The organism is Roseibium album (genome assembly GCF_001404515.1).
Taxonomy (GTDB): Bacteria; Pseudomonadota; Alphaproteobacteria; order Rhizobiales; family Stappiaceae; genus Roseibium; species Roseibium album.
The window spans coordinates 290,309-306,746 of record NZ_CXWE01000002.1 but is presented as its reverse complement, the minus strand read 5'-3'; the positions used below and the strand labels follow the sequence as shown (position 1 = coordinate 306,746).

General features: G+C 56.5%; 17 protein-coding genes. 9 read left to right on the top strand and 8 right to left on the bottom strand.

Annotated features, from left to right (window positions below):
* Positions 1-55: 55 nt before the first annotated feature.
* Entirely contained in the window at positions 56-988 is a 933-nt protein-coding gene (locus LA5095_RS06690; protein WP_055113272.1) for a DMT family transporter, read from the bottom strand.
* Positions 989-1,090: 102 nt separating this feature from the next.
* On the opposite strand from LA5095_RS06690, the gene LA5095_RS06685 reads away from it, so the two are divergent.
* Positions 1,091-2,026, top strand: coding sequence for a LysR substrate-binding domain-containing protein (locus LA5095_RS06685; protein ID WP_055113271.1), 936 nt, complete (start codon positions 1,091-1,093; stop codon positions 2,024-2,026).
* A 367-nt stretch (positions 2,027-2,393) separates the two neighbouring features.
* Here the strand turns inward: LA5095_RS06685 and LA5095_RS06680 are convergent, their stop codons facing one another.
* Positions 2,394-3,896 (bottom strand): winged helix-turn-helix domain-containing tetratricopeptide repeat protein, encoded by a 1,503-nt coding sequence (locus LA5095_RS06680; RefSeq protein WP_158510349.1) that lies wholly within the window; start codon positions 3,894-3,896, stop codon positions 2,394-2,396.
* A gap of 100 nt (positions 3,897-3,996) precedes the next feature.
* Between LA5095_RS06680 and LA5095_RS06675 the strand changes: the two genes are divergently transcribed.
* From LA5095_RS06675 to LA5095_RS06665, 3 genes are all read left to right on the top strand, one after another.
* Positions 3,997-4,443, top strand: a complete 447-nt coding sequence (locus LA5095_RS06675) for a DUF302 domain-containing protein (protein WP_158510348.1) — start codon at positions 3,997-3,999, stop codon at positions 4,441-4,443.
* A 211-nt stretch (positions 4,444-4,654) separates the two neighbouring features.
* A complete protein-coding gene (locus LA5095_RS06670; protein WP_055113265.1) occupies positions 4,655-5,455 on the top strand; it encodes a glutathione S-transferase in 801 nt (266 codons plus the stop codon).
* A gap of 93 nt (positions 5,456-5,548) precedes the next feature.
* Positions 5,549-6,394, top strand: a complete 846-nt coding sequence (locus LA5095_RS06665) for a c-type cytochrome (RefSeq protein WP_208992582.1) — start codon at positions 5,549-5,551, stop codon at positions 6,392-6,394.
* A gap of 555 nt (positions 6,395-6,949) precedes the next feature.
* Here LA5095_RS06665 and LA5095_RS06660 read toward each other — a convergent pair.
* Complete coding sequence (locus LA5095_RS06660) at positions 6,950-7,366, bottom strand: DUF6855 family protein (RefSeq protein WP_055113263.1); 417 nt, start codon at positions 7,364-7,366, stop codon at positions 6,950-6,952.
* Positions 7,359-7,781: an SRPBCC domain-containing protein gene (locus tag LA5095_RS06655; protein ID WP_055113261.1), complete on the bottom strand. Its 423-nt coding sequence runs from the start codon at positions 7,779-7,781 to the stop codon at positions 7,359-7,361. The genes LA5095_RS06660 and LA5095_RS06655 overlap by 8 nt, the downstream gene beginning before the upstream one ends.
* A gap of 75 nt (positions 7,782-7,856) precedes the next feature.
* On the opposite strand from LA5095_RS06655, the gene LA5095_RS06650 reads away from it, so the two are divergent.
* Positions 7,857-8,483, top strand: coding sequence for a helix-turn-helix transcriptional regulator (locus LA5095_RS06650; RefSeq protein ID WP_055113260.1), 627 nt, complete (start codon positions 7,857-7,859; stop codon positions 8,481-8,483).
* A 168-nt stretch (positions 8,484-8,651) separates the two neighbouring features.
* Here LA5095_RS06650 and LA5095_RS06645 read toward each other — a convergent pair whose 3' ends face one another.
* On the bottom strand, positions 8,652-9,533 hold the full coding sequence (locus tag LA5095_RS06645; protein ID WP_082442630.1) for a DMT family transporter: 882 nt from the start codon (positions 9,531-9,533) through the stop codon (positions 8,652-8,654).
* 488 nt (positions 9,534-10,021) lie between these two features.
* Here LA5095_RS06645 and LA5095_RS06635 point away from each other — a divergent pair, with 488 nt between their 5' ends.
* Positions 10,022-11,167, top strand: coding sequence for a fatty acid desaturase (locus LA5095_RS06635; protein WP_055113253.1), 1,146 nt, complete (start codon positions 10,022-10,024; stop codon positions 11,165-11,167).
* Between the two features lie 42 nt (positions 11,168-11,209).
* Here the strand turns inward: LA5095_RS06635 and LA5095_RS06630 are convergent, their stop codons facing one another.
* Entirely contained in the window at positions 11,210-12,160 is a 951-nt protein-coding gene (locus LA5095_RS06630; RefSeq protein WP_055113251.1) for an aminotransferase class IV, read from the bottom strand.
* A gap of 126 nt (positions 12,161-12,286) precedes the next feature.
* Here LA5095_RS06630 and LA5095_RS06625 point away from each other — a divergent pair, with 126 nt between their 5' ends.
* The gene (locus LA5095_RS06625) at positions 12,287-12,751 is read left to right on the top strand and encodes an Lrp/AsnC family transcriptional regulator (protein WP_196905320.1); all 465 of its coding nucleotides are present in this window, start codon (positions 12,287-12,289) and stop codon (positions 12,749-12,751) included.
* A gap of 118 nt (positions 12,752-12,869) precedes the next feature.
* A complete protein-coding gene (locus LA5095_RS06620; RefSeq protein WP_055113247.1) occupies positions 12,870-13,241 on the top strand; it encodes a hypothetical protein in 372 nt (123 codons plus the stop codon).
* Positions 13,242-13,445: 204 nt separating this feature from the next.
* On the opposite strand, the gene LA5095_RS06615 is transcribed toward LA5095_RS06620, so the two are convergent.
* Positions 13,446-13,925, bottom strand: coding sequence for a hypothetical protein (locus LA5095_RS06615; protein WP_055113245.1), 480 nt, complete (start codon positions 13,923-13,925; stop codon positions 13,446-13,448).
* Positions 13,926-14,766: 841 nt separating this feature from the next.
* Positions 14,767-15,054: a hypothetical protein gene (locus LA5095_RS06600; protein ID WP_144435929.1), complete on the bottom strand. Its 288-nt coding sequence runs from the start codon at positions 15,052-15,054 to the stop codon at positions 14,767-14,769.
* 403 nt (positions 15,055-15,457) lie between these two features.
* On the opposite strand from LA5095_RS06600, the gene LA5095_RS06595 reads away from it, so the two are divergent.
* The gene (locus LA5095_RS06595; protein ID WP_208992581.1) at positions 15,458-16,336 is read left to right on the top strand and encodes a PaaX family transcriptional regulator C-terminal domain-containing protein; all 879 of its coding nucleotides are present in this window, start codon (positions 15,458-15,460) and stop codon (positions 16,334-16,336) included.
* The last annotated feature ends 102 nt before the right edge of the window (positions 16,337-16,438 follow it).

Below are 16,438 nucleotides of genomic sequence, written 5' to 3'. Positions count from 1 at the left end.
CAATCTGTCAAGCTGAAAGATCGGGGCGACAAGTGTTCGCCAAGAGCATCAAACGTCAACGTGCCCTCCGTTTCAGCGCCAGTAATCCGGCCAGGACGATCAGGATCATGCCCGTTACCGATGCCCAGCCCGGTGACAGTCCGAAGACCAGGATGTCCCAGAGGGCGACAAACGCCAGATAGCTGTATTCAAAGGTCGAGATAAGGGCGGGCGGTGCAGCCTGATAGGCTCCTGCCAGCATCATGCCGATAACGATTGCAAGGCCTGCGAGCAGCAGGAGAACAAGCCAGTCCGTCCATTCGACTTCAGACCATTGGCCGAGAATATAGGGAAAGTCCCGGGCGAGGCCGCCCTGAGGCTTCAACCAGAGTAGCAACAGACTGACAATGACGCCGGCCGCCAGCATGACGATGGTCTGGGACAAGGCCAATGCAGGGAGGGGAGTGTTCTGACACTTCGCGCGTGTGGTGATGTGCGCCAGCGCATAAAAGCCGGCTCCGACAATCGGGAGGATCGCCCAGGCCGAGAAGGCGTCCGTGCCCGGTTGCAGCAGGACAATGACGCCTGCAAAGCCAAGCAGCACGCCCAGCAGGCCAAAAGGCCCGACGGCCTCCCCGATCGCGTAAGCGGACAGCAGCATCACGAAGACGGGTGCAATGTAATTGGCCGCGCCAACGGTCGACAGGCTCAGGAACGGGATCGCCGCGTAAAAGGCGAGAAACGTGGTCGTGATGAAGACCGACCGCAGAAGTGACCATTTCCCGAGTGCCGCGCGCAAAACGCCGCGATGGGTGTCCCTTACCCAGAGCAATGCAAAAAGCATCGGCACCGCAAGGATGCCGCGGAGCGCAAAAATCTGCCAGAGGGTCAGGTCGCTGCTGTGGAGTTTGAAAACGACATCCTGGATCGAGATCGTGAAGGCTGCCGCAACGATCAGCAAGACCCCGCCGGCAATGTTGTGCGGGCGGCTCTCTGCGCCGTGGCTCAAGGCAATCTCCTTGTCTCCGGGTGGGGTCGACCAGAACTACAGCGATGCCATTGATTTGTGTATCCATTGCAAACTGAAGTCATTATTTGGTAATTTCAAACAATGGAGCGCATACCCACCCATGGCATTGAAGTCTTCCTGACCATCGTTCGCGAAGGGTCCATGCGCGCGGCAGCGGCCGCGCTCGGGGTCGGAGCATCGGCCGTCAGCCTGCAACTGAAGGCGCTCGAAGACCGGCTCGGCATCGAACTCTTCTTCCGAACGACCCGCAGCGTTGAACTGACCGAAGCCGGAAAGATCTTGTTCGAGGCTGCAGCCCCGGCGCATCGTGATCTGACCTATGCGTTCAAGAAGACAAGGGAGATGGCCCGGTCCACCACGGGAACCTTGCGGCTGAGTCTGTCGCGCGGGGCCTATATGGCAGCGCTCGCACCCGTGTTGAAGGCGTTTCTGGCCGAGAACCCCGGTATCAAACTGGAGATTTCGTGGGATGAAGAACTGGTCGACATCAATCGCCAGGGGTTCCACGGCGGTATCCGCATGGGTGACGCGCTGAGCCCGGACATGATCGCGGTCCGCATCACCCCGCCGATCAAGTCGGTCTTCTTCGCCGCCCCGTCCTACCTCCAGGCCTTTGGGGCTCCCGAACACCCCCGTGATCTGCTGGATCATCAGTGCATCCGGCACCGGCACCCGACATCAGGCAAGCTGCGGGAATGGCGGGTAACGGAAGATGGCCAGGACATAAGCATAGATCCGCCGGCACGGCTGATCTTTGATTCAGCGGCGGGTGTCATTCAGGCAGCGCGTGAGGGGCACGGGATCGGCTGGTCGATGAAGGCAACGATGGCAGACCACCTGAAGACGGGCGAGTTGGCGACGCTCCTTGAGCCATTTGCCAGGGACCTGCCACCGTTTTATCTCTACTTTCCAAAGCAGAACAAACGTGTCGAGTGTCTCAGACTGCTCGTGAATTTCATGAAGACCCAGCTGAAAGAACGCCAAAGGTCCAATGCCGAGATTGCTGCGGAAAGGTGAAAGACAGGGTTGCCTGCCGGGTGCCTGACCTGCCGAAGACGAAAGCCAAGTTGACCATTTCAAAGCGCCGGATGCTCCGACGACGTGAACCACTTGTTCACGCTCAAATTCGCTCGTTTCAGTCATCAGCTGGGAAACCTGGCGAACAGGACCGCGACCGATGTTCATCGCAAGAGCGGCATTCCAGTCTGCATCAAATGAACCGATGGCATCCGTGGCGTCGGCAAACCCGGGCTGGTGTCAGGAGAGGTCGAGCATCGGAATTTCATTTCGTTGAAGAAGAAGCCGCGAGACGTTGCTGCCGACTAAGTGTTGCGCGTAAACTTGCTCACGGCCCAAACCACATGAAAAAGCGTTCAATGAAACTCTAACGCATTCCAGCGCCCGTAAGTGCTTCCGTCAGTGCGTCAACCTCTCTTCGAACCGGATATGGAAACATGCGTTTTGAATGGGCGAGACCATACCTGGGAGCGATCTCCCTGACCCTATCAACCATCTGCTGTGCTTCTTCAGCATCGCCGATCTCCCAAAGCGCACGCACCAACTGGATACGGGCAGGAATGAAACGCTCGACGCGATCAAGCACAGATCGAAAATGCCCTATGGCCGTCTCCTGTTCGCCAAGCAAAAGTTGGCGATGGCCTTGGGGGAATTCCCAACTGGGTGGCAAAAAACTGTCTTTTGAAAATACTGTGTCCAGAAGAGGGCCGGCCTCGTCCGGGCGTGCCAACCTGTTCATCGTTTCGCCATACGCCAAAAAAGCCTCGGAGTTATCCGGATCTCGGGTCAACGCGGCTTCAAATGCGGCAATGGATTCTTCCGGTCGCCCAAGATAACCCAGCACCCACCCAAGTCTTGCGTATCCGAGTGCTGAGTATTCGTCCCGTTGAATGGCCTCGCGGGCGAGGTTCTCTGCCGCATCAAGCGTTTTGTCGCTTCCGGGCAATCCAAAAACATACAGCGTTGTGCGGCAATATGCCTGTTGTGCGTATGCGTTCGCGAAGTCGGGATCGATCTCTGCCGCTTTCGTGAAATGTGACAAAGCGTTGACAAATGCCAGGGGTTCATAGCGAAAATAGGCGTAGCGCCCTTTTTGGTATTCATCATAGGCTTGAGAATTCAATGTGCCGCGCCGCTTTTGGGCCGGTCGGGAATGATCCGGCGCAAGCACGCCGAGCAGTCGATCGGCGATCAGATCATGGCCTGCCAAAAGGCTTTCCGGCGAGAGATCAAATGTCTCTGCCCAGGTTTGCCGTTGTCCATTTCCAGTCAGGATCACTGCGGTCACGCGCGTGCGCGATCCGCTTTTTCGGATATTGCCATCAACGATGTGGGTGACGCCGTAAACCTTTGCCGGAACCGTGTCCTTCAATGCTTGGGACGTGTTGTATGACAGCACGTTCAATGCTCCGTTTCGGGACAAGCCGTTGATCAGATCTTCCGCAAGTCCGTCCGCGAGATAGTTGAGCTGCGTTTCCTCGCCTGCAGACCGAAAAACGCGGATCAGGACTGTTGGTTTCGGCGCAGGAGGCTTTTCGGGTGTTTTGGAAATGACATCCGACACAAAGCGAAACCCTCGTCCATGGATCGTCTTGATGAAACTCCGGTCGCGAGCGGTATCGCCAAGCGCAATCCGAACGGCCTTGATCGCCCCCGAAATCGCCCAGTCACTGATCGCTCGGCCTTGCCAGATTTCCTCGATCAAATCGTCTTTGGAAACCACGCGATCCCTGTGACGAATAAGAAAGATCAGGATGCGTAGACTTTGCGGTTCAATGGCAACCGGGACGTCAGATTGTGTGAGTTCGCTGCACGCCTCATCAAGTGCGAAAGCACCGAAGGTCCAGACCTGAGAGTTATTTTGGGTCAAAAACATTCCTCCAAAAATCCTCCAGAATCCGGTTCTCACAGGGTCTAGACATTGGACGGTCCCGGTACCGCTCGGGAAAATGGACACCCAGGAGACAACCATGAAAACACTTATCGCACTAGCGCTTATCGCGACAACATTCGCAGGCACCGCCATGGCAGAACGTATCAATGTGGCAAGCAACGCAAACGTTGACCGATCGGTGCAGCGCCTGGTCGACGCGGTGGAAGGGGCAGGTGCACACGTTTTTACAAAGGTCGATTTTGCCCGCGGATCCGCATCGGTTGGCGAAGCCTTGCGCCCGACAACGGTCGTCATTTTCGGCAGTCCAAAAATTGGCGCCAAGGCACTGCAGCAAGGTCAGACCATGGCGCTAAATCTGCCGCTGCGGATGTTGTTTTTTGAAGATGCAAATGGACAAACCTGGGCGGTCTATGACGACCCGACAACGATTGCACCGTCTCATGGGCTTGCGGCAGATCACCCGGCGGTTTTGGCGATGAGGGGTGCATTGGAGAAATTCTCCGCAGCGGCCACGGGAGAATAGCCGCGCGCCAGATGGTGAAGCCTTCGCGCTTCACCATACCGGCCATTCGAGAACGCCGCAGTGTTTGCCAATAGGCTTTTGGTCGTCTTTCGTTGAACTGGTGACCAACGGCTGTTTCGGGCCGATCTTTCCATCATGACAGTAGGATTTGCTGGCCAACAAATGTTCGGACTATCCTTGGCATTAATGTGTCGGATATCGAGGAGGTTTCATGGCCGGAAAACATGTTGTTTATCACATACCGGTTTGTCCGTTTTCGCAAAGGCTGGAGATCCTGCTGGCGTTACGGGGCCTGGACGATGCCGTTGAATTTCGCGTGGTGGACATCACCAAGCCGCGGGATCCAGAGCTGCTGGCGAAAACCCGAGGGACAACAGCCCTACCTGTTCTGGAAACATCCGGAGGCGCAATTATCAAGGAAAGTCTGGTCATTCTTCGGTATCTCGACGAGGTGCTTGAAGGGCAGGCACTCCGGCGGAGCGCCCCTTTGGAACATGCAATCGAATCGATGCTGATCGCTCGTGAAGGCCCATTCACGATGGCAGGATATCTTTATGTCATGAACCAGGATCCAGATCGCCGCAAAGAACACCGTGACAAACTGCTTGGCCTTTACCGGGACATTGATGGTTTTCTAATGGAGCACAATCCAAACGGAACGTATCTCTTCGACGATTTCGGACTTGCAGAGGCTGTGTTTACACCGATGTTCAAACGCTTCTGGTTCCTCGGCTACTACGAGGGTTTCGAACTTCCGGATGACAATGCATACGCTCGGGTGCGTGTGTGGTCAGAAGCCTGCATGTTGCATCCGGCTACCAAACAGGTGAGCGAAGAAGAGATCGTCAAGCTTTACTATGACTATGCGCTGGGAGCCGGCAACGGGGCTTTGGTCGCTGGCAGGGCCGTTTCGAGTTTTGCCTTTGAGCCAAAGTGGCAAGACCGCCCCTGGCCAGCAAGAGACAAGTATTCCGGAACAGCATCCGACGCGGAGCTGGGTTTGGCTGGCTAGACCAACCATGCAGCATTTCCTCTCTCCGATTAATGGTTTGCCATCCGTCGATCATTGCTCGTAAGCTTTTGTCTTGTGGAGGGGGAACACATCATGAAAGCGATTTTTCTATTTGGCGCACTGGGCCTTTTTATCATGCCGAGCATCACCTTGGCGGAACCAAGTGTTGATCGCGGACGCTATCTCGTCGAAGGTATTGCCGGGTGCGGCAACTGTCACACGCCCATGGGACCCAATGGGCCAGTCTTGGACGCAAATCTGAGCGGGCGCCTTGTTGAAGAAAATCCTGCATTCAAAGCAATTGCTCCGAATATTACACCGACGTCACGGATCGCCGGTTGGTCAGATGATGAGCTTGCACGCTCGATCCGGGAAGGTCTTCGTCCTGACGGATCCCTGATAGGACCGCCAATGCCCTTTACGATGTATCGCGGTCTGTCAGACGACGACGTGATGAGCATGGTCCTTTACCTTCGAACGATCCCGGCGGTCGAAAATGACCCGGGTGAGAGCGAATACAAGATTGATTTGCCACCGGCATATGGCCCGCCCGTCGGCTCCGTGGCGCAGCCGGCTGAAGGTGTTACGATCGAGTATGGGCGATACTTGGCGGGTCCAGTTGCGCACTGTATGGAATGTCATTCTCCGATGAGCCCAAAAGGACCGATGGTGGAGACCCACCTAGGTGCGGGAGGCTTCGAATTTCATGGTCCGTGGGGTGTGTCGGTCGCCTCCAACCTGACGAGCCATGAAGATGGGTTGGCTGATTACACGGATGCCGAAATCAAAACGATGATCGTCGGAGGCAAGCGACCGGACGGAAAACCAATGCTCCCGCCGATGCCCTACGGCAATCTGGCACAGATGAGCGACGACGACCTCAGTGCGATAGTGCTCTACCTTCGAAGCCTTCCGCCTTTACCCGACTTCGAGGGTTAGCTCTGCATCGTTTCAGGCCGGTTAGAGACGGCTTATGCGGGGTGGCGGTAAGCCGCCTCGCGTGCTTGGCCATTTGCCGGAAAAGCAGACATTGACCGGCAAGGCGAGCAATGTCCGGAGAGGGCCGGAAGCGATTGCATGCCTGGGGCACGCGAATCTCAGCAACCGTCCCTAATGCGGAACCGGTCGTGAAGCCATGCACCACAAGCTCCATGTTTCGAATCAAACCACGCCAACTCGTGGCGGCCGTATCGATCCTCGTGCGAAGTCTCGGCCTTCGTCTCAAAACTTTCAGCAACCGACTGCAAATGCCAAATTACCCGACTGGTGATGGTTCTCCTTTTTGAACGCACGGACTTCCCGCAGGACTGGCTTCGAGATCCGGCCGCCGTTCGCAAATGCGGCGAACGACCGGTCGCAACCGAGTTCAGCAAGAGGTTCCAGATTCACGTCCGTGACGTGGGGTATGCACCGGGTGCCTGAAGCTCAACAGCCTGTCCAGAAAACTGACATTTGTTGTCATGAAGGCAGATGACCGCCTGGATGACCACGCTCTCAGATCGCCCGTATCCGGTTGTTTCGAGCGTTGTGTTCCAGTTCGGCCAGTCCCAGGAGTTCCAGCGTCGGACCTACATAATTTGCGAAGCGACCGCGGTAACCCTTGCGCAGACCGTAGTAGCCGCCGACGGGGTTGTCCCTGGAACGCGCCCAGTCTTCCAGGGTTTCGGGCTTGGTCGGTTTTCCCTCGTCTGCGTTGCCGAGCGGCATCCAGTCTCCATGGCTTTTCAGCATTTCATGTGCATCTTCCAGAGCGCGGAGCTGATAGGAGAGGCGGGTCTTGCCAACTTGCACGACCAGAGCAGGTGGGTCGTTCGCTTCATCCTTCCAGACCTGGAATTCTGAGGTCAGCGGGGGTGTTTTCAAAATCCACGGATCTTCCGGCGTGCCCGAACCGTATACGACATCATCCATGATGCTCTGCCTTTTCCTTCAGTGCGTTAGCAAACTTTTCAAAACTCGATGTCAGATCCGGCATGGACTTCACGATCAGACCGGACAACAGACCGCTGAAGACTTCTTCCATGTCAAATCTCGTCGTCCCGCCAGCCGTCGACAAGGAGAATTTCCGGGTTCCCGTAAAGAGCCTCAGCGGCATCCCCCCGCGCCAGACCATCGTGTGAGGGGGCTGGAAGTCGGTCACGGTTAGCGCAAATGTTCGCTTCGGTTCAATTTCGGACCAGAGCTTTATGCGGCTCCCAGCAGCAAGTGTGCCGTCGATCCGAAGAATGCCGAATGGATCCGGATCGCGCGGCAGGTCTTCGGTCAAGACCTGCCAGACCTCACTGATCGGGGCGTCGATGTCGATGGATTTCCTGTAGGTTTTCATGCCGCTCCTCTTGATTGACACTGGAACGCTTAAAGGAGGTAACATGACATCTTATGTCATGTTTGGAGATTTCTCATGCGCGCGGCCCGCTTGCTGCAAATCCTGCTTGTCCTGCAAAACCGGGGACGGCAGACGTCGGTTCAACTGGCAGAGGAGCTCGAGGTTGCCCCGCGCACCATTCTGCGCGACGTTGATGCCATGACCGAGGCCGGATTGCCGATCGTCGTCTACCAGGGCAATGGCGGCGGCATTGAGCTGGGGTTCAATTATCGCACGCGCCTGACGGGACTTGCTCAAGACGAAGCGACCGCACTTGGCCTCATTCTGTCGGCCGAGACACCCATGGTGTCTGCCCTGGGTCTGGAGAATGCGGCAAAGCGCGCCCAGGCGAAGCTGATCGAAAGCCTGCCGGACAAGACCCGGCTGGAAGTCAGGACAGCCACAGAGCAGTTTAGCCTGAACCGGAACACTGCGGTGGATGATCTGCGTGTCCGCGCCATGTCATTGGCGGTACGCGCCGGCACCAAGGTCAGGTTGCGTTTCGCAACACCGGACGAATTGTCGATCCACCCGGTCGGGTTGGCGCTGGATGACACGAACTGGTCCGTCAGGGATGATGTGACGCAAGAGTCGATACCGCTGGATGACTGGGGCCGGGTGAATATTTCCTCCATCAGGTTTCAGAGGAAAGAACGCGGCTGAACCATACTCTTCCGGATTGTCATGCAGGCGAAGGCGGATATTCGGCAGACGTTTGCCAGACCGTGTTGTTTTTTCGCCGGTCTCATGGCGTGCCGGATCCCGGATCTCCCCTGCGCCTTGTTCGGGATGACAAGGTGGAGAGACATGGCTTTTGTGCCGGAGGCTGAACTAGCCCGACTGTTTCAGAACACGCTCACGCCACATCATGTAGAGGCCCGAGAAGACGATCAGCGATGCTCCTGCAAGGACCGGGAGGCCAGGGCGCTCATCGAAGACCAGCACGCCCAAAATCAACATGAAGACGAGGCGTGCATATCGAAAGGGAGAAACGACCGAAATGCTGGTCGCGCGAATGGATGCGGTGAGCAGCAAATATCCCAGCGACCCCAGCAGGATGATGGAGATCAGCATCACCCAGTCTGCCTCCGGTGGCAGAAAATTGTCTCCATCCAGAAGGATCCAGGCCATGGCAAAAGGCAACGCCGCTACCGCCGAATAGGCAGCAAGGCTTGCGGACGCCATGTCGGGTGGCGTCATGCGTGTTGTCAGGTCGCGGACAGACAATCCAACCATCGAGAAAACCGCCCAAAGGGCCAGGGCATCAAAGCCTTCGGCACCCGGTTGAACGATGAGCAGAACACCGGCAAATCCCAGGACAATGGTGCTCCAGCGCCGCCAGCTCACTTTCTCTCCGAGGAACAAGACGGCTCCAAGGGCAACCAGCAGGGGCGTCGCCTGGATTATCGCTCCTACCGCTGACAGCGGCACATGGGCCAAGGCCATAACCATGCCGACCATGGCAACGACTTCTGCGAGATAGCGAACCAGGAAGACGGGCGCGATTGCACGGCGATCAATCAGCCGCGCACCTTGCGCCTTGGCCATCAGGCAAAACATGACCGAGCCACCGGCCATCATCAGAAACATGATTTGTGCCGGAGCGACTTCTCCCGACACAAGTTTGATCAACGTGTCGGCCATTGCGAAGGCGCCCATGGACAGAACCATCAGGATGATGCCACGTGCATTCGCTTCTGAATTCTGTTGCATATCGCCTTTGTGATTCTCTGTTGGATTTTATCCTGGCACGCATATGGACCTAATTTCTCAAGGTCGGCAATGGTTGGAAAATGCACGTAACTGGAAAGGGCCTTCAGCGACGGTCCGTTCTGGATGTGGGAATGTCCGAATTTCCTGACTGAAGACCCCCAAGGCACCGGTCCGCTCGCGATGATGTCAAAACCAATCGGAACCTCGGTCCTTCTGTCGGCAAGCACCTGCGGGCCGAGGTGGGCAAAGGTGCGGAGGAAAGCACCGTCACCGTTGCAGAGGGCTGAGATGTAGCAGCGTCTTAAATGCATTGGTTGAGCGCAGCCATTGGACGCGGGAAGACGAAAACGGGAAGGCGGCTTCGCAGCCTCAGGCGTTCAGTCTGCCTTTGACGCTGAAGTACGGCTGTCGTCACCCTTGGCGGAGCGGGGCGGAAATGGCTATGTTCGTTAGTGCAAGAGCGGATATTGGTGATGTGAGGGAGAGGGATGTCGTATCAGCCGTTATCGGAGGTCCGGGAAACCCTGAAGCCGCAATGGTATCGCTCGAAGATGCCGCCGGCCAGGTTTCGGGAGCTCTCCAGGCGCGACGACGCCAAGGGCTGGTTCCAGGCGGGCGGCCATTTCGCCCTCTTCTGCCTCACGGGTCTGGCGGTCTATCTGACCTGGGCGCTGAACCTTTGGTTTCTGTTCGCGATCGCGCTCTTTGCTCACGGCACCGTGGCGTCATTCTTCAAGGGTACCGCTGTCCACGAACTCGGCCACGGGACAGTGTTCAAAACCAAGTGGCTCAACGACTTCTTTCTCTATCTCTTCAGCCTGATTTCCTGGTGGAACCCGTTCGACTATGCCGCCAGCCATACCTATCATCATCGCTATACCCTGCATCCGGAAGGTGACCGGGAAGTCCTGCTGCCTGTGCACCCGAATGTGGGCCGGACGTTCCTCTTGCAGATGTTCACGGTCAACCTCATGACCCAGCCGGGGAGGACATTCGGCAAGGGCGGTTTTGTGTCGGCCGTCTGGTTGACGGTACTGGACGCGCTCGGCAAGACCGGCCCGGTCGAGGTTCCGGCCAACGAATGGCTCGAGGCGCTGCATGAGGACCAGCCGGACCAGCACAGGAACTCGATCCGCTGGTCCAGAATCCAGCTGGCATTTCACGGCACCGTGCTCATTGTCGCGATGGTCACGGGTCTGTGGGTATTGCCGCTGATCATCACGGTGCCGAGTTTTATCGCCAACTGGCTGAGTTATTTTGTCGGGCTGACGCAGCATTGCGGATTGATGGAAGGCACGAATGATTTCCGCAAAAGCACCCGGTCCATTCGCCTGCCGAAATTCGTCGAATTTCTCTATTGGCACATGAACTGGCATGCCGAGCATCACATGTATGCGGGCATTCCCTGCTACAATCTGCCGATGCTGGCAGAAGAGATCAGGGACGACATGCCTGAACCGCGCACTCTTACGGGAGCCTGGCGCGAAATGCTTGACACCTGGGAACGGCAGAAGATCGACCCGGACTACGTATTCGACACGCCCTTGCCGGCGACCGCAAAAACCGAGAGACAGCAACCGCCGGAAGTTGAAGAAGGCTCGATTGGCGACCTCGCACCAAAAGGCTTGTCGTGAAGCCGCCGGTCCTGCGCACCAGACGGACTTTTTTGAACGGTGTCAGTCACTCTCTTTCACGGGATAGGAGACGGGCGTGCGATGCTCAGCGGCGTCGTGCATTTGCCAGTACATAGTCCTGATGTGCTTGTAGAGCGGGCCGATTGCGCCCGATCCGATCGACTTTCCGTCAATGCGTGTCACCGGCATAATCCCCCCGGCGGTTGACGTTATGAAGACCTCGTTCGCTGATCTCAGGTCCTTAACCGAAATGTCTTGAGACCGGCATGTGAGATCCATCCTTGCGCAGATATCGAAGACGGTCCGGCGGGTAACGCCCAACAGGATGCTTGTGTCCGGCGTGGTCACCAGGCCGTCCTTTACCGCGAAAATGTTGAAGCCGGGCCCCTCGGATATGTTGCCCTTGCCGTCAACCAGAACCGCCGTGTCCGCACCGCGTTCATAAGCAGCGTAAAGGCCTTTCACCAGGTCCAGCCAATGGTAGTTCTTCACGGTCGGATCGACCGAGCTCGGCGGAATGCGCAGGACATCTGTTATTGCCAGATGCAGACCGTGTTCCATCTGTTCCTCGTTGGCCACGGACCCGAACGGAAGGGCAAATGCGATGAGGCGGTTTTCAGAATTCCTCGGATCCCGGCTGAATTCCGGCGACGTTCCCCTGGTGCAGATCACCTCGACATAGGCGTTCCTGAACCCGGACAAGGCCACGCAATTGCGGAGAACCTCCGTAACCTGTTCCTTGTCGTAGCCGATGGACATATGCAGTTCGTCCATACCGCGAAAAAAGCGGTCCAGGTGATCCTGCAGTCTGAAAAACGAGCCGTTCCACACATGAGCCACATCATAGGTCGCGTCCGAGTGGAGAAAGCCGTAGTCCAGAACCGAGATTTTTGCCTCGTTCATCGGCAGATACTGGCCGTCCATATATGCCACTCCCGGCGGGTAGGCGCGGTGATCGATGTGACGTCGGGACAATTCAGGCAGTTTGCGCATGATCAGGCCTTCGATTGGTGCAATGGGTTCCTTGGCAAAGACTAGCGGAGAAAATTGAGCAACTTGCCTGTTTTTTCGCTCCTGATAGAGTAAATTGTTGCAAAATTTGGTATGAGAGCAAGCAAAATGCCCAATGTCATGGATGATGCCGACAAGCGGCTTCTTGAGATTCTTCAGCGAGACAATCGCCTGACGGCTGACGAACTGGGCGAACAGACCCGATTGTCGCGGTCATCCGTTCAACGTCGTCTGAAGCGGTTTCGGGACGAGGGAATTATCGAGGCGGATATTTCAGTTCTGTCGGCCAAGGCGGTCGGACGTCCCATGACCTTCATCGTCGAAGTGGAACTGGAGCGGGAGCGCACAGACCTTTTGGATGAATTTCGGCGCTCAATGATGGAGTTGAAGGATGTTCAGCAGTGCTACTACGTCACGGGACATACCGATTTCATCCTGGTCGTGACTTCAACGGATATGGCGGCGTATGAAGACTTCAGCCGCCAGGTGTTCACGGACAATCCAAACATCCGCCGGTTTCATTCCAACGTCGTGGTGAACCGTGTGAAAGTCGGGCTGCAGGTTCCAGTTTAGCGTTAGACCCTGTCGTGAGACCGAAATGCCCGATCGTCAGACAGTTCCGTGCGTGCCAGGACCGACGCTCAAGACGAATTGATTAAGCGGCCCGGAGAGGCGCTGGTAACTCTTTCTCATGCGCTACCTTATTCTGATGTTCGCAGTTCTTGTCACCCCTGCCAACGCGAGTGAACACGTCGCCTTTCGTGGAACCTGGGGTACGAAGGCGCAGTGCGCGAGGGCGCCGGTCCAGCCCGACGGGACGGTGCTGTCGGAACCGTTCGAGATCGGGCGGAACTGGCTCAGACAAGGGCAGCTCTGGTGCGCTCTCAGGTGGGGGCCGGTCGAGGCGAGAAAGAACGGTGCATTCACTGCAGCTAATGCGCAATGCGGTGAAGATTCCGTGCGCAGCTATCTCATAGGAATGCAGCTCACCGGCGATGAGTTGATCCTGCGCTGGAATTTCCCGCACAAAAGCGGGCCGTTGAAACGCTGCCCGGGTTCGTGAGTCTCAGGGCAGCATCTTTGTGAAATCGATCCTCGCGACATTTGCCGAAAGGCAAGCGTTCAACCGGGGTCACATGCTAAGAGCCTGCCAGTGGCCTGTGACCACTGGCACTCTTTTTCATGCGGTTGATGTCCACAAGCCGAGCCGCCTGTTGCACCCGGTCTGCACGGGTTTGTCCTGACGGTCCTTGCATAACCGGCTGGGTCAGTTGACGCCGATGCGCATGCCATCGAACCGGTTGCCGAATTTGCGGGCCGGCTGGACATCTTCGGCGAGGGGGTTCTTACCCTTGGCAAATGCCTGGCCTGAAAACTGTCCTGAAACACTCTGGAACTGGCCATCGGTTTCGCCGGAGAAGGTCAGGTCATAGACAATTTGCGACGCACCATTGCCATCGGCTGTTGTTTCCGGGTCGTTGAAGTCGATGATGGCAGCGCGGGCCGTGTCCGGTCCTGTCATTTTCCAGCTTCCAAGTCCGGATGTGTAACCGCGAACCTGTTGTCCCTGGCTGACAAGATTGACCGAACCGCCGGGGTTGAGGGCGAGGACCCGCTGGCTTTCGTTGGGCTGCACCAGCAGATAGGTGCCTTCGATCGCCGTGCTGTCGTTGCTCGCTGCCAGAGCGACCGGCGCGGCAGCCAGCGTGGTTACCAAAACGGCGGCAGGAAGCAGGGTTTTCATCATGTTCAATTCTCCTCACAAGTTGTATCTGCCCCATGCCGGGGCGGCTGATCAGCAACTGGGGACGAAATGTGGCAGAGACCAGCCAACGGAATCCCGGGCATCGAGATGCATGTGTTTTTTTCGAACGATCAACACCCTGCTGCCGACCATCGAAATCACGGTGTCGCCTGACACGTGATGTGGCATTCGGATCGATCTCTTCCTGTTCATCAGGTGAAAGGATCGGGCATTCCGGGTGGCCTCGGCGAGGCGGTCATGTTTGAACCGATAGGCTTGACGTATTTCAGAAATATTAATTTTTACAATAACTTGAATGGTTCTGGCAATTGCCTTGCCGACGTCTCTCATGTCGTAACAAAGATGTTTCAATGACTGCAAGGCGTGGTATCTGGCAAAGCGCCGTGTTGCGGCAAGTCACACGACATCGAGGAGGCGAAACCTGCGAAATTCGGCGAGATCTTTCCGGCTGTTTTGGAAGGTTTGGTCCTTACAATTAAATCTTTGTAAGATGGTGCACTGGATCAGACCTGGCGGAATTATTAGAAAAGAAGTTCACATTTCTATATCGGAATTTGTCGCCGAAATGTTGCACCTGCCCATTGTTCAGGCTTCGCGCAAGGAATGCCCAGGGACAAAATTGTTCTCCCGCAAACGGCCAACAGCCATTTCGGTTTCAGGCCCTGAATTGCCATGGGATTTCCTGAACCTGTCAGTTTCGGAAACTCTTGAGTTGATGATGTACGGACTGGCTGTCCCGCCGGTGACGCTTCGCATCTGCGGCGAAACGGATTGATGTCATGGCCAACAAACCGTTTCGCGAGGTTCGATTGGACCGGCGGTCCTACAAGTATGAAATAGCGACGGCACCGGTTTTCGGCTTGATGGACGCCGGGTCGATGACGCCCGCCTGAACCATCTTGCCAAAAGCTGCCTGTGCAATCGCCCCCGCTGCTTCCATCGCGGCTTCATTGGGATACTTTGCCACGACAAGTCCGGCTCCATCGCCGAAATCGATGATATCTATGAAGACTGCACCAGCATCTGCGAGATCGCCGCGTAAATCTTCGGCGGCCACCATTGCCGCTCCCATATCCGGTGAAGAAAATTCAGTAAATCGATATACAGTCATCTCGTTTTTTCCCCCTCGTTTTTCTATATTCCGAGATTAGGTCATGTTTTCCAAGTATTGCAAGAGATTAAGATGAAATGCTCCGCAGGGGAAAGTGAACTTTTATTCCTGTCTATTTGGAATTCGATGCCTTCCCATTTGAATTGTCCCTGAGCGGCAACAGAAACCAACGCGGCCATCAGGTTGCCCAAATCGCAACGCTCCGGGAATGGGGGCCGGCAGAACATTTTCAGCGGAATGGTTGTTGTTTGGAGTGCTTATTCAATACCGGTTCGTTCAGCGCCTTTCGTGGTGATCAAGGTATTGAAGGTCTAGTTCACACCAGGGTTGAAATTCACTACAGAAACTGTCTGAAAAATGATTTTGTGTGATATAATTTATTGATCTGAAAACTGGAAGCCGCATGTCGACCGCCGAAGTAAACACCAAATTCCAAATGTTGCCGGGTGCGGATGTTCCACGTGCGCCTGTCTTTATCGTCACGCTTTACGGGGACGCGATCGAGCCGCGTGGCGGCACGCTCTGGATGGGGGATCTTGTCACTTGCTGCGCCCGCCAGGGCATCAGCGAAAGTCTCGTCAGAACAGCCGTGTCCCGGCTGGTGACCGCCGGCAAACTTTTCGGTGAACGCATCGGACGCAAGAGCTTCTACCGGTTGACCGGGCAGGCGCGGGCGGAGTTCAGGCAGGCTGCCCGGGTTCTTTATGCGCCGCCCCCTCCCGCCCGTGGCTGGCTGGTTGCTGCCAAGGCTGCCGAGGCCCTTCCGGAAGGCTGGGCATCCCTGGGGCAGGGGGCCGCGATCGCCCCTAATCGTGAAGACATTGCTTTTCCGGCCGGCCCGTTGCTTTCCGCAGAAACCGTTGGGGATCCGGCAGGTTGGCCTGCTCTGGCGGCGGACTACTGGGATCTTCAGGGCGTTGCCGACCGGTACAAGCGTTTCCTGTTGCGCTTCGAAGCTCTCGGCGCGCTCTTGAAATCTGGCAATGGCACCGTTGACCTTGAAGGCGAGGAGGCCCTGGCCCTGCGGCTGCAACTTGTCCATCACTACCGGTTGGCAGCGCTCAAGGATCCTCGCCTGCCGCGTGACGCTTGGCCTTCCGACTGGCCCGCAGAAGAGGCGAGACAGTTGTTCGTCCGGGCCTATCTGTCGCTCACTGCCGAGGCGGACTCCTTTATCGGCCTGACATTTCGTGATGCCATCGGCCTGCTGCCATCGGCCACCGAAGAGACCTGCCTCCGCCTCGATCGACTTGAGCGAGAGATGGCAATGCTAACGTGCTGATGCAAAAAGACAATTTGTTCCGTGATTGAAAAGCATCACGTAATTACTTAAAAAAGAGTTTGAGGTGTGATGTTTTAATGCTACAACACTGACCGATCGGTC

Excerpts from the sequence above, each read along its gene's own strand:
- LA5095_RS06685 (WP_055113271.1), top strand. The coding sequence starts at position 1,091 with ATGGAGCGCATACCCACCCATGGCATTGAAGTCTTCCTGACCATCGTT.
- LA5095_RS06675 (WP_158510348.1), top strand. The coding sequence starts at position 3,997 with ATGAAAACACTTATCGCACTAGCGCTTATCGCGACAACATTCGCAGGC.
- LA5095_RS06670 (WP_055113265.1), top strand. The coding sequence starts at position 4,655 with ATGGCCGGAAAACATGTTGTTTATCACATACCGGTTTGTCCGTTTTCG.
- LA5095_RS06665 (WP_208992582.1), top strand. The coding sequence starts at position 5,549 with ATGAAAGCGATTTTTCTATTTGGCGCACTGGGCCTTTTTATCATGCCG.
- LA5095_RS06660 (WP_055113263.1), bottom strand. The coding sequence starts at position 7,366 with ATGGATGATGTCGTATACGGTTCGGGCACGCCGGAAGATCCGTGGATT.
- LA5095_RS06655 (WP_055113261.1), bottom strand. The coding sequence starts at position 7,781 with ATGAAAACCTACAGGAAATCCATCGACATCGACGCCCCGATCAGTGAG.
- LA5095_RS06650 (WP_055113260.1), top strand. The coding sequence starts at position 7,857 with ATGCGCGCGGCCCGCTTGCTGCAAATCCTGCTTGTCCTGCAAAACCGG.
- LA5095_RS06645 (WP_082442630.1), bottom strand. The coding sequence starts at position 9,533 with ATGCAACAGAATTCAGAAGCGAATGCACGTGGCATCATCCTGATGGTT.
- LA5095_RS06635 (WP_055113253.1), top strand. The coding sequence starts at position 10,022 with ATGTCGTATCAGCCGTTATCGGAGGTCCGGGAAACCCTGAAGCCGCAA.
- LA5095_RS06630 (WP_055113251.1), bottom strand. The coding sequence starts at position 12,160 with ATGCGCAAACTGCCTGAATTGTCCCGACGTCACATCGATCACCGCGCC.
- LA5095_RS06625 (WP_196905320.1), top strand. The coding sequence starts at position 12,287 with ATGCCCAATGTCATGGATGATGCCGACAAGCGGCTTCTTGAGATTCTT.
- LA5095_RS06620 (WP_055113247.1), top strand. The coding sequence starts at position 12,870 with ATGCGCTACCTTATTCTGATGTTCGCAGTTCTTGTCACCCCTGCCAAC.
- LA5095_RS06615 (WP_055113245.1), bottom strand. The coding sequence starts at position 13,925 with ATGATGAAAACCCTGCTTCCTGCCGCCGTTTTGGTAACCACGCTGGCT.
- LA5095_RS06600 (WP_144435929.1), bottom strand. The coding sequence starts at position 15,054 with ATGACTGTATATCGATTTACTGAATTTTCTTCACCGGATATGGGAGCG.
- LA5095_RS06595 (WP_208992581.1), top strand. The coding sequence starts at position 15,458 with ATGTCGACCGCCGAAGTAAACACCAAATTCCAAATGTTGCCGGGTGCG.